13 protein-coding genes are annotated in these 14,725 nt (G+C 74.2%); 9 read left to right on the plus strand and 4 right to left on the minus strand.

Annotation, left to right across the window (positions count from 1 at the left end; all coding sequences use genetic code 11):
- Nucleotides 1-4: 4 nt before the first annotated feature.
- The gene (locus ACWBNA_RS00255) at nucleotides 5-799 is read right to left on the minus strand and encodes an alpha/beta fold hydrolase (RefSeq protein ID WP_482701023.1); all 795 of its coding nucleotides are present in this window, start codon (nucleotides 797-799) and stop codon (nucleotides 5-7) included.
- Between the two features lie 76 nt (nucleotides 800-875).
- On the opposite strand from ACWBNA_RS00255, the gene ACWBNA_RS00260 reads away from it, so the two are divergent.
- Nucleotides 876-2,225: an aminotransferase-like domain-containing protein gene (locus ACWBNA_RS00260; RefSeq protein WP_482701673.1), complete on the plus strand. Its 1,350-nt coding sequence runs from the start codon at nucleotides 876-878 to the stop codon at nucleotides 2,223-2,225.
- Here the strand turns inward: ACWBNA_RS00260 and ACWBNA_RS00265 are convergent.
- Entirely contained in the window at nucleotides 2,122-3,027 is a 906-nt protein-coding gene (locus tag ACWBNA_RS00265; protein ID WP_482701025.1) for a hypothetical protein, read from the minus strand. The two genes, ACWBNA_RS00260 and ACWBNA_RS00265, sit on opposite strands and share 104 nt — an antisense overlap.
- Nucleotides 3,028-3,229: 202 nt before the next feature.
- Here ACWBNA_RS00265 and ACWBNA_RS00270 point away from each other — a divergent pair, with 202 nt between their 5' ends.
- Complete coding sequence (locus tag ACWBNA_RS00270) at nucleotides 3,230-3,790, plus strand: SH3 domain-containing protein (protein ID WP_482701027.1); 561 nt, start codon at nucleotides 3,230-3,232, stop codon at nucleotides 3,788-3,790.
- An 81-nt stretch (nucleotides 3,791-3,871) separates the two neighbouring features.
- On the opposite strand, the gene ACWBNA_RS00275 is transcribed toward ACWBNA_RS00270, so the two are convergent.
- Nucleotides 3,872-4,354 (minus strand): hypothetical protein, encoded by a 483-nt coding sequence (locus ACWBNA_RS00275; protein WP_482701028.1) that lies wholly within the window; start codon nucleotides 4,352-4,354, stop codon nucleotides 3,872-3,874.
- 659 nt (nucleotides 4,355-5,013) lie between these two features.
- On the opposite strand from ACWBNA_RS00275, the gene ACWBNA_RS00280 reads away from it, so the two are divergent.
- The 4 genes from ACWBNA_RS00280 to ACWBNA_RS00295 all read left to right on the plus strand — a co-directional run bounded on the left by ACWBNA_RS00280 (nucleotide 5,014) and on the right by ACWBNA_RS00295 (nucleotide 11,113).
- Nucleotides 5,014-6,600, plus strand: a complete 1,587-nt coding sequence (locus ACWBNA_RS00280; RefSeq protein WP_482701029.1) for a hypothetical protein — start codon at nucleotides 5,014-5,016, stop codon at nucleotides 6,598-6,600.
- A gap of 58 nt (nucleotides 6,601-6,658) precedes the next feature.
- Nucleotides 6,659-7,021, plus strand: a complete 363-nt coding sequence (locus ACWBNA_RS00285) for an effector-associated constant component EACC1 (RefSeq protein WP_482701031.1) — start codon at nucleotides 6,659-6,661, stop codon at nucleotides 7,019-7,021.
- A 4-nt stretch (nucleotides 7,022-7,025) separates the two neighbouring features.
- Nucleotides 7,026-9,656 carry a caspase family protein gene (locus ACWBNA_RS00290; protein ID WP_482701033.1) on the plus strand — a complete coding sequence of 877 codons (2,631 nt, stop codon included), beginning with the start codon at nucleotides 7,026-7,028 and terminating at the stop codon, nucleotides 9,654-9,656.
- A gap of 107 nt (nucleotides 9,657-9,763) precedes the next feature.
- Nucleotides 9,764-11,113: an extracellular solute-binding protein gene (locus tag ACWBNA_RS00295; protein WP_482701035.1), complete on the plus strand. Its 1,350-nt coding sequence runs from the start codon at nucleotides 9,764-9,766 to the stop codon at nucleotides 11,111-11,113.
- On the opposite strand, the gene ACWBNA_RS00300 is transcribed toward ACWBNA_RS00295, so the two are convergent.
- Nucleotides 11,110-11,337, minus strand: a complete 228-nt coding sequence (locus ACWBNA_RS00300; protein WP_482701036.1) for a hypothetical protein — start codon at nucleotides 11,335-11,337, stop codon at nucleotides 11,110-11,112. The genes ACWBNA_RS00295 and ACWBNA_RS00300 overlap by 4 nt on opposite strands.
- A gap of 197 nt (nucleotides 11,338-11,534) precedes the next feature.
- Here ACWBNA_RS00300 and ACWBNA_RS00305 point away from each other — a divergent pair, with 197 nt between their 5' ends.
- The 3 genes from ACWBNA_RS00305 to ACWBNA_RS00315 all read left to right on the plus strand — a co-directional run bounded on the left by ACWBNA_RS00305 (nucleotide 11,535) and on the right by ACWBNA_RS00315 (nucleotide 14,708).
- A complete protein-coding gene (locus ACWBNA_RS00305) occupies nucleotides 11,535-12,884 on the plus strand; it encodes a helix-turn-helix domain-containing protein (protein ID WP_482701038.1) in 1,350 nt (449 codons plus the stop codon).
- Between the two features lie 70 nt (nucleotides 12,885-12,954).
- Nucleotides 12,955-13,959: a permease gene (locus tag ACWBNA_RS00310; protein ID WP_482701040.1), complete on the plus strand. Its 1,005-nt coding sequence runs from the start codon at nucleotides 12,955-12,957 to the stop codon at nucleotides 13,957-13,959.
- Complete coding sequence (locus ACWBNA_RS00315) at nucleotides 13,947-14,708, plus strand: TIGR03943 family putative permease subunit (protein WP_482701041.1); 762 nt, start codon at nucleotides 13,947-13,949, stop codon at nucleotides 14,706-14,708. The genes ACWBNA_RS00310 and ACWBNA_RS00315 overlap by 13 nt, the downstream gene beginning before the upstream one ends.
- Nucleotides 14,709-14,725: the final 17 nt, after the last annotated feature.

Raw genomic sequence — 14,725 nt, forward strand, 5'->3', positions numbered from 1 at the left:
GAGCCTACGAGCGCCGGTCCACCCGCGCCAGGAAGTCCCCGAGGGCCCCGTTGAACTCCTCGGGCCGCTCCAGGTTCGGCATGTGGGCGGCCCTCGCGATCACCCGCAGCGTCGAGTCGGGGAGGGCGGCGTGCATGGCCTCGGCGTCGGAGACCGGCGTGTAGGCGTCGTCGGAGCCCACCACCACCAGCGCGGGGACGGTGACGCGGGTCAGCAGCTCGCGGTAGTCGGGGCGTCCGGCGCGGGCGCGGAGGGCGGCGGCGGCACCCTGCGGGGGCGCGGACGTCATCATGCGGTGGACGTGGGCCTTCACCTCGGGTGACGAGTACGGCGCCACCATCTTCTCCAGCACCTCGTCGGCGTACCCCCGCATCCCCTCCCGCAGCAGCCGGTCCGCCATGGCGTTGCGGGTGCGCACGCCCTTTGGGGTCTCGGCCGCCGGGAAGGTGTCCGCGAGGACCAGGCCCCGGACGCGCTCGCCGAACCGCCGGTAGCCGTCCATGGCGATCTGGCCGCCCATCGACAGGCCGGCCAGCACGAAGGTCTCCACCTTCAGGTCGTCGAGGAGCGCCTCGACGTCCTCGGCGAACTGCTCGAACCGGGTGACGCCGGGGGTCTGCGGGGACTCGCCGTAGCCGCGCAGGTCGGGGGCGATCACCCGGCGGGTGGCGGAGAACGCCGCGATCTGCGGGGCCCACATGGTGCGGTCGAAGGGGTGGCCGTGGACCAGGACAAGGGGGACCGCGGGAGTATCGGCACCCTTGTCCTCGTATGCGAGGAACTCCGGGAAAGTGGTCATGTGAGCGACCCTAGATCGCCCCAACTCGTCGGTGCAATAAGATCTTTGCACTCGGTGCAATCTGATGGGGGACCCCGTGGACGACTACCGGCGCCTCGCCGACCGCCTGGCCGACGACATCGCCGCCGGACGCCTCAAGCCCGGTGAACGGCTGCCCCCGCAACGGGCGTTCGCGCGGCGGCGCGGGATCGCCGGGTCGACGGCCGGGCGGGTGTACGGCGAACTCGTGCGGCGCGGGCTGGTGGTGGGGGAGGTGGGGCGCGGGACGTTCGTGCGGGCGGCTCGGGCCGAGGAGACGGGCCGGGCGCTCACCGAGCCGGCCGAAGCCGCCGCGCCCGTCGACATGGAGCTCAACTACCCCTCCGCGCCCGGCCAGACCGAGCTCCTCGCCCCCGCCCTCGCGCCCCTCCTGCGCCCCGACGTCCTGGCCGAGGCCCTCCGCCCGGCCGCCGCCACCGGCACCCGCGCGGCCCGGGAAGCGGCCGCCGGTCTGCTCGCCGCCCCCGGCTGGCGCCCGTCCCCGGGACAGCTCCTCTTCGCCGGCAACGCCCGGCAGGCGATCGCCGCCGTCCTCGCCTCCCTGGTACGGCCCGGTGGCCGGGTCGGCGTCGAGGCGCTGACGTATCCCGTGGTCAAGGAGATCGCGGCCCGGCTGGGCATCACGCTGGTGCCGCTCGCCACGGACGAGGGCGGCCCGCGCCCGGAGTCCCTCGCCGCCGCGCACCGCACGGCACCCCTGTCCGCCCTGTACGTCCAGCCGGCCCTGCACAACCCGACGTCCGTGACGACGAGCGAGGAACGCAAGCGCCAACTGGCGGCTGTCGCGTCGGACTTGGGCATCCCGATCGTCGAGGACCGCATCTGGTCCTTCCTGGCCGACGACCTGATCACACCGCTGGCCGTCTATGCCCCCGACCTCACCCACGTCGTCGACGGCCTGTCCAAGCGCGTGGCGCCCGGGCTGACCGTCGGCTTTCTCGTCGTACCGCCGCATCGCGTCGACGCCGTGGCCGCCGCCGTGCGGTCCGGCGGGTGGAGTGCGGGGCGGTTCGCGCTGGAGGCGGGGGTGCGGTGGATCGAGGACGGGACGGTGGCGCGGCTGGTCGCGGCGAAGCGGGCGGACGCGGGGCACAGGCAGCGGATCCTGGAGGAGGAACTGCGGGGGTTCGCCGTACGGTCCGATCCGCGCGCCTACTACGCCTGGTGGGAGCTGCCCGCCCCGTGGCGCGCGGACACCTTCACGGCCGCGGCCGCCGCACGCGGTGTCGCCATAACGCCCGGCCCCGCCTTCACCGTCGACCCGAGCCGCACGCCGGACGCGGTCAGGCTCGGGCTCGCGTCGGCCGCTGTGCCGGATCTGCGGCGGGCGCTGCGGACGCTGGCCGAGGTGGCCGACGGCGTACGAGATGCCCGTAGCGGCCGGTGAGCAGGCAGACCAGCGCGACCGTCAGGCCGACGGCGACCAGCAGCAAGGAGACCGTGCGCAAGGTCGCCGTGAGGGCGTCGTAGATCGCGCCGGCGGCGGGCCGGTGGGCCGGGTCGGGCAGGTCGGCGAGGGTGAGACGGCGGCCGACGGCGACCGCGAGGCCGAGCAGGGCGCCGCCCAGGGCGGTGCCCAGGGCCGTCGCCGTGACCGCGCGGCGACGGCAGGCCGCCACGGCGATCCCGGCGGCCGCGAGCACGGCCGCCGCCACGGGCAGCCAGAAACCGGCGACGTCGAGCATGTGGAACCCCTTCCGGAGCCGGGGCAGGTCCGCGGCCGGGAGGACGGAGACCTCGGTGTGCCGGACCGGGATGCGGTGCGCGAACGGCACGTGGTCCTCGGTCAGTTGCGTTCTGACCTCGGTGGCGACCGGAGCGAGGTCCACCGTCACCTCGCGCTGGCCGCCGCCCCGCAGCGCGCCCAACACCGCTTCGTGCACGGCCCGGTTGCCCGCGTCCCACACCGTGCGGAACGCCTCGGTCCGGGTGAACGAGCGCACCGCGTCCCGCACGAAGGGGCGCATCGTCCCGCCGACGTCCGCCGAGTTCACGATCTCGGCTCCGACGGTGTCCGCGATCGCGTCCCGCACGTCCGGATCGGCGGCGAGCGGCGCCATCGTGGTGACGTACCGGCCGGTGTCGGCGAGCCCGTACGCCACCCAGGCCGCCGACGCGCCGAACGGCACGAGCAGACAGGCCAGGGCGATCAATACGGCCGACAGGGCGTTCCGGAGTCGAGAGGGCACCCTTCCAGGCAAGACGGGCCGGGCCGGGGCCGCGAGCGGCGTGACTGCATATGGGCGCACCGTGCACGCCGAACGTGCGTCGAGCCGCCCGAACCCCCCGCGAGTCACCCCGAAAACCTTGGCGGAACTGGGTCCTCCGCTCTCCGGTGGAGGGTTCCTCCGAACGGGTGTTACCTGGTTTCGGGGAGAAGGAGGCCGATTCATGCGCACCACTCCGGCCCTGCGGACCCTCGCCGCGATCCTGCTCACCGGCGGCACCTTCGCCGTCGCGGCAGCGGGAACCACGGCAGCTGCCGCCACCCCGCCGACCCACGCCGACGGGCAGGGCAGCGGCGGATCCGGCGGTCCGATCCGGGGCACCATCGTCTCCGGCACCGCCCTCGGCGTGCGAGCGGCGCCCACCACCCACTCACCCGTCGTCGACCGGCTCTCGCCGGGCAGTCAGGACCGTGTCGAGTGCGAGGTCCGCGGCCAGAGCGTCAACGGCAACCCGTACTGGTACTGGTTCGTCGGCGTCCAGGGCTGGGTGAGCGCCGACTTCGTGGACACCGGCGGGCGTTGGGTGCCGACCTGCTCGGACCCGTGCCCGGAATGGAAGAACGACGCCCGGTCCAACCCGAATTGGAACGACCCGGACTGGAACGGGTCCTGGGCCGTGTCGGGTTCGGGTTCGGGTTCGGGTTCCTGGTCCGTCTCCTCCGGATCCGGCTCCTGGAGCGCCTCCGGTTCGTGGAGCTGGAGCGTGACCGGATCCTCCGGGTGAGCGGGGGAGGGACGAGGCGAGTGCAGGGGCCCCGGCTGATCACCGGGGCCCCTGTCAGGTGACGGACGTGTGGTTGGTTGGTCAGCGGATGCGGTTTCCCTCCGCGTCCTCCCGCGTGTAGTAGCGGTAGAAGAACACGCCGAAGATGCCCGCCCCGACCACCAGCCCCAGGGCCGTGGACCTGAGCACGCTCTCGCCGGTCTGGCTGTACAGGAAGCCGATGGCCGCGCCCGCGAAGGCGGACTTCGTGAGCGAGTGCAGCTCCCGCTTCAGCCGCGGGGCGAACGTCGCCACGGCGAGGCACAACACGATGAAAGCGATCGCGGTGACGAAGCCGAACAGGAGGTTCCAGCCGGTGATGGGCCCACCCTGGCGGCGGTTGGCCGCGGCCCAGTAGCCGTAGACGAGTCCGAGCACGACGGGCACCGCGAACCTCGCCATCGTGTGGACGCGCTCGCTGAACAGGTCGGGCGTGCGGGTCGGCCGGGTCATGCCCCGCCGGGCCGGACGGGTCGGACGTCGCGTGCCGCGCATTCTCCCGGGCGTGGGTGCCGCGTGAGCCATGAGAGCACTCCTCTCTCCTCGCCCCCGCCTTCCAGACCACACCTGAGGGCAATCCCTGGCAAGTCGACGGAGGCGCCCACCCGGTCCGGACGGCCACCGTGGCGCCGCCCGGCTTCCCTGGGCTGGGCGCGCCCCCGTCACCTTCGGCCACGAACCGGCGCCGGGGGCCGGACCGGCAGGGGGTACGGGCTCGTACCGCGCGGCAGCCGCTCCCGCAGGCGTGCGGCTTCGGGTGCCGGGTGCCGGGTGGCGGTGGTTTTGGTCTGGTCTCGGCGGGTTCGCCGGGGGCCTGTTGGTCGTCCTTTGGGTGCCTCATCGTGGCGTCGGGGCTGGTCGGGGCTGGTCGGGGGTGGGTTCGGCAGGTCTGCGGCTTCGGCCGCCGGGCGACGGCGGCCGTCGTCGGGCCTCGGCGGTCACTATCGGCTGCCCCTCGGCCCGGCGGCACTTTGCTTCTCGTCAGCGGCGGCGTGACCGAGACCCGTCGTGACGGGGGTCCGCTCCACCCGCTCGCGCCGAAACGGCCGACGGCACGCCGTGTTCGCGTGCGGTGGATCACTGTGCCGGGGTCGGGCAGGGTCGTTCGCAGGTCTGAGACCCCTCTTTGCAGCCGCAGCGGTTACGGTGCTGCGTACGTGATCGAGGGGGACGGGGAGGGACCGATGCCGGGAACCGTGCTGCTGCTGGCCGCATCGCCGGTGGGCAAGGGCTGTCTGGTGGACGCGGCCTCCGTGCTCCCCGTGCTCGCGGCCGTGCCGCCCGCCGTGCTGTCCGGCACCGACACCGCCAACGTCGTCGAGCTCGCCGACCCGCTGGAACCCCAGGCCGTCCTCACCCGGCTGCGTGCCGCCGCGACCGCCCCCGGCCCGCTCACCGTCTTCGTCACCGGCCAGCTCCTGCTCGACCGCCGCCAGCACCTGCCGCACCTCGCGCTGGCCCGCACCACCACCGCCACCGTCCGCTACACCGGCCTGCCCTGGCACTGGATCCGCGAGGAACTGCGCCTGCGCACACCCGGGACGACGACCCTGCTGCTCGACCTGCACGCCGACGTCGAGACCTGGCAGTGGCTGCGCGCCCACCCGCTCGACTGCGGGCGCAGCGCCGCGGTGTACGGACGTATCGCGCCGCCGCCGTCGTCTCGGCGGGCGGTGGCCGCGCCGGCGTACATGAAGGCGGTCGCGACGATCCTGCGGAGCGGGTGGCGTCCGCCGATGGAGCAGTTGCACGAGCAGGCACTGGCCCGGCTGGGGAGCGAGGCATACGGCGACCTGGTCCTCGGCGTGGGCGGCTCAGGCGTGCCCGGCATGGGCGTGCCCGGTGTGGGCGTGCCTGGCTCGGGCGTGCCCGGCTTGGGCGTCCTCGGCGTGGGCGTGCCTGGCTCAGGCGTTCCTGGCATGGACGTTCCTGGCTCGGGCGTCCCCGGCTTGCGCGTCTTCGGTGCGGGCGTGCCTGGCTCAGGCGTCCCCGGCGTGGGTGTGCCGGCTTCGGGTGTCCCTGACGAGGGCGTGCCCGGCTCAGGCGTCCCTGGCGTGGGCGTGCCTGGCTCGGGCGTGCCCGGCTTGGGCGTGTCCGGCGTGGGCGTCCCCGGCGTGGGCGTGCCTGGCTCGGGCGTCCCCGGCTTGGGCGTGCCCGGTGTGGGCGTGCCTGGCTCGGGCGTGCCCGGTGTGGGCGTCCCCGTTCCGGACGGATCCGGTAGCAGGCCCCCGTACCAGTCTGAGCCGGTGCGTTCTCAAGCGCCGGGCGGGCCCGCCGGTGGGGACCGGCGTCCGGAGATCGCCCGGCCGCGTGCGGAGAGCGACGCCGACCGGAAGGCCGTCGACAACGATCCGCACGCCGCCATCACCACGGCCGTCCAGGACGGCCGCCATGACGCCGCCGACGCCCTTGCCGCCGAGCACGAGCAGGCCGCCGTACGGGCTCACGGCCGTGCCTCGGAGCAGGCACTGCACTGGGCCGAGGTCCGGGCGGATCTGGCGATGTTCGCGGGCGATCCGGCGCGCAGCTGCCAGACCTGGCTGGCGGTGGCGTCCGCCCGGCTGGATGCCGGGCAGGCGGTGGACGCGCCTGCCGTGGAGTCGGCCGTGGACCGGGCGCACCACCAGTGGGGGCAAGTCGGCGATCCGGCGGCGGCCCGTGAACTCGGCGCCGAGCTGGCCGACTTGCGGGCGCGGGTGCCGGGGCGCCGGGAGGGTGCACTGGACCACATCCGGCGGCAGCTGCGGCAGTTGCAGACGCTCGGCTCGTGAAGACGGAAGGTTGCGTACCCCTCCCCTGACTCCGGCCTCGGTGCCATGATGGTGAGTTATGGCTGAGGGGGATGGAGTGGCCAACCAAGGCATTCGGGTTCGGCTGGACGGGACCGCGAGCGAGAGCGACGTCGGCGCTCTGCGCAAGTGGCTGGAGAGGGAGAAACCACTCGACGAACTGGTGCGGGCCGGCCGGCTGCAGATTCACGAGCAGCGCCGCACGGACGAGCCGGGTGCCCCGATGGGCGTCGGCATGGACATCGTCGTCGCCATCGTCGGGGCGGGCGCGGCCACCGTCTTCAAGGAGCTGCTGACGCAGGTCAAGCAGGCCGTGGAGGCATGGCGGGCCAACCGCAGAGAGGTCGAGGACGGCGATCCGCCCGAAGGCCGTGTCGACACCGTGGGCCTCGACGACAGGTAGGCCGGTGACCCGCTTCGACCCGCGTGGACGGGTGAACCGGGCGTTGCTGGTGGGGGTCTCCGAATACGACCTCACGGAGCCGCCGCACGGCGTGCCCGGCGACCTCCCCGCCGTCAAGCACAACCTGAACCGGCTCCGGGAGACGCTGTTACGGGGCCGGGTCTTCGGCGAGCACGAGATCACCGTGGCCCGCTCGCCGTCCCGGGACGACTTCGACCACGCCCTGCGCAGGACCGCCGCGGAGGCGGAGGGGCTGCTGTTCCTGTACTTCTCGGGGCACGGGGCCATTCCCAGCGCGGGCGACGAGCTGTTCCTGCAGATGCGCAACGCGAGCGTGGTGGCGGGCGGGCACGCGGTCTTCCCCGGCTCGGAGACGTTCAGCACCGCCCTGACCGTGCTGGCCGCCGGTCCGGCCGAGCGGATCGTGGTGGTCCTCGACTGCTGCTTCGCGGGCAACGCCGCGTGGATCTGGGAGACCTTCCGCGACAAGCGGCGCGTGCTGCTGCTGATGAGCGTGCAGGCCAATCACCGTATCGACGCCGGGGAGACCTCGACACCGACGCCGTTCACCGATGAGCTCGTGCAACTCCTCGAAGAAAACGGGGAGTTGAGTTTCCAGGAGGTCGCGGACCGGCTGCGGGACCGGATGACGGCGGCCGGGTACAAGACGGTGCGCGGGGAGCCGTGGGAGCCGCAGAGCAGGACGGAACCGGGTGAGGACGTCCTGCTGTCCGCACGGCCGGCTCCCCCCGTCCGGCAGCCGTGGGGCGGATCGGGGCCGTGGCCGCCGGGAGAGCGGCGGAGCGTGCCCGAGCGGCCCGGCGAAGAACGCGAACCGGGCCCCTCCCGTCTCCGTACCGCCGCGGCCGCCCTCCTCGCCCGCCTCCGCGCCGGTGCCACGGCCCTCGCCCGCGCCTGGCGACGGCTGCCCGCCCCCGGCCACCCCGCCGGCCGCGTCACCCTCGTCCTCGCTCTGGTCCTCGCCGCCCTGGGGCTCGGCTCGTACGGCATCGTCACCCTCACCGCCGGCCACCCCTCCTGCGCGCCGCCCCTCGAACTGCGCGTCCTGACCGACCCCGACCTCGAACCGACGGTGAGCGCGGCGGCGGAGGCCTATCTGACCTCGGGCGCGAACACCACCGGCGACGGCTGCCGGCGCAGCGGCATCACGGTGTACAGCGCGGGCTCCGCCGACGCGGTCAGCGCGCTCGCCGGGCAGTCGGACGCCTGGCAGGAGCCCCGGGACGAGGACGCCAACCCGCAGCGGGACGTGGGGCCGCAGCCGGACGTCTGGATCCCCGCCACCGCCGCCGACGCCGCCCGGGCGGCGCACGCCCAGGACACCGACGCCGTGGCCCGCCTGGAGCCCGACGACGAGCCGCTGGCGTACTCCCCGGTCGTGCTCGCCGTCCCGCGGGACCTCGCCGCCGACCTGAACGACCGCGTCACATCCTCGCTGTCGCTGCTGATCACCGGCCTGCGGGAACGCGACGCGGATGCCGAGGTGCGCCGCTCGGACCCGGAGTTCGCGACCTCCGCGCTGCTCGCCACGATCGGCCTGTACGCGGGCGGAGCCGACCCGGCCGGGGCGGAGCTGAAGGTCGCCCAGCAGGGGCCGCCCTCTCCCACGGCCGCCGACCTGCTGTGCACGCTGCCCGACCACGACGCGGTGGACAACAGCACCGCCGCCCTCGTCCCCGAGTTCCTGCTGCGCAGCGGCGTCGGCTGCGACCGGGCGACCCGGACGCGCCGGGTCGCCCATTACCCCGGTGACGTACCGGGGCTGGAGCCCACGTTCGTGCGGGTCCGCTGGCAGGACGCCGACCGGGACGAGGCGGCGCGTGACGAGGCGGCCGAGAGCTTCCGTACCTGGCTCGCCGGGGCGGACGGGCAGGCCGCCTTCGGCCGGGACGGCTTCCGTTCCGCGCGCGACGAGCGCCACCTGCTGGACACCGACGGTCCGGTCCCCGACGGGGTGTTGTGGGAGCCGAGGCCGCTCACCGAGACCGCCGGACGCGTCGAGACGGAGACGACGCTCAGCCAGTACCGTGCCGCGCACGGCCCCGGCCGGGTCCTGTTCCTGCTGGACAGCTCCGGTTCGATGGCTTCCCTGTGGGAGGGGCCCAGCGGCGGGCCCGGCCTGCTCAAGCAGTCCCTGGGCGGGCTCGGCGGCGGGGACGAGTACGGCGTGTGGGCGGTGTCCGGGACGTCCGGTGCCGAGCGCTCGTACGAGACCGTGCTTCCCTTCGGCCCCCACACCCGCAAGGACGCCGAAAGCGCCGTCGACGCGGCCCGCGTGCGGGACGCCGAGGCCGACCCGCATCGCGCCCTGCTCGCCGCGCTCGACGACCTCGGCGGCCTCGGCCCGGACGAACGCCCCCGCCTCCTCGTCCACATCACCGACGGCGAGGACGACAACCGCCTCACCGGCGCCAACCTCGACGAGGTACTGAACCGGGCACGGACGGCGAAGGTGCCGGTCGCCATGGTCTCCCTGGAGACCGGCGGCTGCGACCCGAACCGGCCGGCCGCCCGCATCTCCGCCGCGAGCGGGGGCCGCTGCCTGGACACCGACGAGAACCTCGGCGCGGGCCTGACCGACGAGGTCGCACGCACCGGAATGGGGGCGGACTGATGGCGGGACGCGGCACGGGGCGGGGGACGGACCGCGGCGACTCAGGCGGGCCGGTGGTGGGGTGGAGTGCGGGGTGCGGGACGGCTGTCCGTCGCGTCCGGCGGCGTGTGGTCGTACTGCTTGTGCTGCTCCTGGTCGCGGCGTGCACCGGTGGTGGTGCGGGGGATTCCGCGACGCCCGGCGCCGGCCGGCCGGGGGACATCGTCGTCGCCAGTGGCCGGGACGTCACCGGCAAGAACGGCATCCGCCAGCAGCTCATCGACGCCTGGAACCGGCGGCAGGAGAAGGCCGGCACCGGCTACCGCGCCCGCCTGGTGGAACTGCCCGGCAGCGCGGACGAACAGCGCAGTCAGCTCCTCGGCGCCCTCCAGTCGGGCAGCGCCGCCTACGACGTCGTCAACCTCGACGTCACCTGGGTACCGGAGTTCGCCGCCGCCGGCCTCGTGCGCCGGCTGCCCGACGGGGTGCTGGACGGTGACGTCATCAAGTCCGTCGCCGACACGGCCCGCTGGGGCGGCGAGGTGTACTCGGTGCCGTTCAACAGTGACGTCGGCCTGCTCTACTACCGGCGCGACCACCTGATCGCGGTGGGCGTCCCGCAGACCGACCTGAGCGCGGGCGTCGACCGGGCCTGGCTCCAGGAGACCATCCAGTCGCTGGAGAACCAGCCGCCCAAGGGTTACGAGCAGGGCTGGACCACCCAACTCGCGCCTTACGAGGGCCGCACGGTCAACGCCCTGGAGGCGTTCGCGTCCGCGACGCCGGACCTCGCCCTCATCGACGCCGACGGCCGGTACGTCGCCTCCGCCGAGCAGTTGACCGAGGGCATCGCGGAACTGCGGCAGCGCACCAGTCCGCCGTACACCCTCCCGGACGCCGTCCACTCCGACGAGGCCGCCTCCCTCGCGGACTTCGCCGCGGGCCGCACCGCCTTCCTGCGCCACTGGCCCTACGCCTACCGCACGCTGCACCAGTCCTTCGACGCCGAGCAGCTCGGCGTGGCCCCGCTGCCCGGCCGGGCGGTGCTCGGCGGCCAGAACCTCGCGGTGACCGCGGCCTCCCAGCGGGCGGCCAAGGCGGCCGACCTGATCGGCTTCCTCACCGGCAAGGAGAGCGAACGCTGTCTGCTGGACGCGGGGTTCGCGGCGACCCGGACATCGGCGTACGACAGCTCCACGGTGAAGTGCACCCTGACCTCCCCGGCCCCCTCCGCCTCCCCAACCGGCGAGCGCGCCGACCGTATGCCCCGCGACAAGGACGGCCGCCCCGCCTACGCCCGCCGCATCCTCCTCCCGGCGCTCCAAGCCGCCGTACAGCGTCCCCGCACCCCGTTGTACGGCGCCTTCACCCAGACCTTCACCGCCCAGTTGGGCGCCCTGTACAAGGACCGCCCTCCGACCGACGCACAGCTCGCGACGCGACTGGACGAGGCCCTGCGGAAGGCGCTGCCGGACTAGGTGTGCTGTCCCGGCACGAAGCCCTCGACGGACGGTGGGCCGGGGTGTGTCCAGCGGCCGGCGGGGGCCGCGGAGCCCGTGAGCTGCGTGGCGTGCTGTGCGGGCCGGGGCTCGGTCGCTCTCGCGGGGCCCGCGTTCGCCGCCAGTACCAGGGCGGTGACCGCGACGACGGCGGCGACGATGCTCCGGGCGTAACGCTCGGTGGCGCTGGTGCGTTCAGGCACGACAACCTCGCAGCGGCGACAAACAACAGCGACAAACAACGGCGACAACAACGGCAAGCAACGGCGACAACTGCAAGAACACGAACATCGGCGACGACAGGACGAACATGTGCAGCGTCGTGTTAAGCATGCTTAATACGCCGTTTAACCTAGGGGCTGTCGGAGTCGAACGGCAAGAGGCACCAGGGGAGTTGGGCATGTCGGAGCGCGACGACCCGCTGATCATCGGGCGCAGGGTGCAGCGACTGCGGATCGATCGCGGGCTGACCCAGAAACAGGTGGCCGAACCGGCCTACACGCCCGCCTACATCTCCACCCTGGAGGCCGGCCGCGTCCGCCCCTCCGACGAGGCCCTCAGGCACCTCGCCGAGCGGCTCGGCGTCGGCTTCGAGGAGCTGGCGACCGGCCGGCCGGCCCGTCTGGTCACCGAGCTGCGGCTGCGACTGACGGGCGCGCAGCGCACCCTGGCGACGGGAGCCACCGAGGCGGCGGGCGAGGCCTTCGCGGCCGTGCTCGCGGAGGCGGAGACGCACCGTCTGGCGAGCGAGCAGGCCGACGCGCTGCTCGGGCTCGGCGAGGCCGGCATCGACACCGGTGACCTGGCCGCCGCCCGGCTGTACTTCGAGCGGGCCGAGGAGGCGCTCGCCGGCGCGGGTGCCCCGCTGCCGGCCCGCGTCCCGGCGATCCGGGGCCGGGCCGTCTCCCACTACCTGGGCGGCGAACTCCGTTACGCGGTCTACCTGTTGGAGTCGACGCTCGACGAGCTCAACCGCGGCGGCCTGCACGACCCCGACGCCCTGCTGCTCCTCTACGCCAGCGTCATCGGCCCCTACATGGACCTGGGCGCCCACGCCCGCGCCGCCCAGGCCGCCGAGCTCGCCCTCGCCCTGGCCCCCCAGGCCGGCGACCCGGCCCTGGTGGCCCGTATGCACCGCTCGGTCGCCCGCACCCTGCTCGCCGAGGGCCGGATCGCCGAGGCCGACGCCTCGCTCGCCAAGGCGGCCGAGCTGTACCGGCGGCTGCAGATCCGTACCGAACTCGCCAACTGCCACTGGATGCGCGGCTACGTGTACGCGCAGAACGGCGAACTGAGCCGCGCCGAGGCCGAGTTGCGGGAGGCGCTCACGATGCTCTCCGCCAAGCGGGCCGCCCTCTACTCCAGCCAGGTCGCCGTCGAGCTGGCCGACGTACTGCACCGGCTCGGCAGGTCCGACGAGGCCGCCGCCCTGCTGCACGACGTGCTCAGCGACTTCACCGCCGAACGCGGCGCCCTGCACGCCGCCGCCGCCCACCGCCTCCTCGGCATCATCGCCGAGGACGCCCGGGACACCGAGGCCGCCGAGGAGCACTACGTCCGCGCCCTGAGCCTGCTGGAGCGGGCGGGCGCGGCCGGTGACCTGGCCGACCTGTGCCGGCTGCTGGGGGACCTGCTGCGGCGTTCGGGACGCGTGGAGGCGGCCCTGGACGCGTACCGGACAGGGCTCGGACACCGTACGGCGCCGGGCACGACCACCCTCGGACCGGCCCCCGCACAGCCTCCTCTGTGACGAAACCGGGCGGGCGCACAGCGGTCCCGGCTACCGTGCGCGGAGACACACGGACTACCGGGACAGGCACGTGGAGAATCAGCGGACGACGGGCGACAGCCTGCGCCTCGCCGTGCGCGCGCTCGTGTACGCCGTTCTCGGCGGGGCGGCGCTGTTCGTCGTCGTCACGGTCGTCTCCGTCCTCGGGCCGATGCTCGCCCTCGACCTGTACACCCCGCCGGTCGCCGCCTGGTGGACCGTCTTCACGGCGGTCGCCGTCCAGGGCGTGCCGTTCCTCCTGCTCGGCACGGTCGTCTCGGCGGCCATAGGCGCCTTCGTACCGGAGCAGGTCTTCCGTCGGCTCCTCCCCCGCAACCAGGCCCTCGCCGTGCCCGTCGCGGGGGCCGCGGGCATCGTGCTGCCCGGCTGCGAGTGCGCGTCCGTGCCGGTGGCCGGGAGCCTGATGAGCCGGGGGGTGGCCCCCGCGGCCGCCCTCGCCTTCCTGCTCTCCGCGCCCGCGATCAACCCGGTGGTGCTGGTGGCGACCTCCATCGCCTTCCCCCGGCAGCCCGAGATGGTCCTCGGCCGGCTGGTCGCCTCGCTGGGGACGGCGGTGGTGATGGGCTGGCTGTGGGCCCGCTTCGGGCGGGAGGAGTGGATACGGCTGCCCAAGCGGCGCGCCCCGGCCGGCGGGGGCGGACTGCGGGCCTTCGGCGCCGGCCTGCAGCACGACTTCCTGCACGCCGGCGGCTTCCTCGTCCTCGGCGCGGCCGCCGCGGCGACCTTCAACATCGCCGTCCCGCGGTCCGTCCTCGACCTCTTCACCGGCTCGGCCTGGCTGGCGGTGCTGCTGCTGGCCGTCCTGGCCGTCGTCCTGTGCGTGTGCAGCGAGGCCGACGCCTTCGTCGCCGCCTCGCTCAGCGGCTTCTCGCCCACCGCCCGGCTGGCGTTCATGGTCGTCGGGCCGATGGTCGACCTGAAGCTGATCGCCCTGCAGACGGGGACCTTCGGGCGCGCCTTCGCCGTACGGTTCTCGGCCGTGACCTGGGTGGTGGCCGTGGCGAGCAGTGTGCTGGTCGGGTGGTGGCTGCTGTGACCCCGGGGCGGTACGGCTCCCCTCTCCTCCTCGTCCTCACCGGCGCGGCGATCCTGCGGATCTCGCTCTTCAGCGAGCTGTACCTGCGCTATGTGCAGGCGGGGCTACGGCCCTACCTGGTCGTGTCCGGGGTGCTGCTGGTGCTGCTGGGCGCGGTGACGGCGGTCGTACGCCGGTCCGCGCCCGAGGGTCATGAACCCGCGCCGGACGGCCACGAAGAGGACGATCACGACGGGCACGGTCACCACCACGGCCACGGCCCCCGCATCGCCTGGCTCCTCACCCTCCCCGCCCTCGCCCTGCTGCTCTTCCCGCCGCCCGCCCTCGGTTCGTACAGCGCGGGGCGCGAGTCCGCCCAGCGGGCCGCACAGGGGGTCGGGGCCTTCCCGGCGCTCGCCGCCGGGGACCCGGTGGCGCTGACCCTCGGCGAGTTCAACTCCCGGGCGATCTACGACAGCGGGCGGTCGCTGAAGGGCCGTACGGTCCGGATGACCGGCTTCGTCACCCACGGCGACGACGGCGTCTGGTACGTCACCCGGCTCCTCGTCAGCTGCTGCGCCGCCGACGCGACGACCGGCACGGTCGAGGTGCGAGGGGACGACGCGCCGCCCGTCGACACCTGGGTCACCGTCACCGGCACCTGGCACCCCGAGGGCGCCCTCGGCACCGACGCGGCCTGGCCGGCGGTGCTCGACGTCACGTCGGTGCAGCGGGTGAAGCAGCCGGCGGATCCGTACGAGCAGCGCTGACCGAGCACGGGCGGCGT

The sequence above is a fragment of the Streptomyces sp. Q2 genome, from assembly GCF_056820935.1.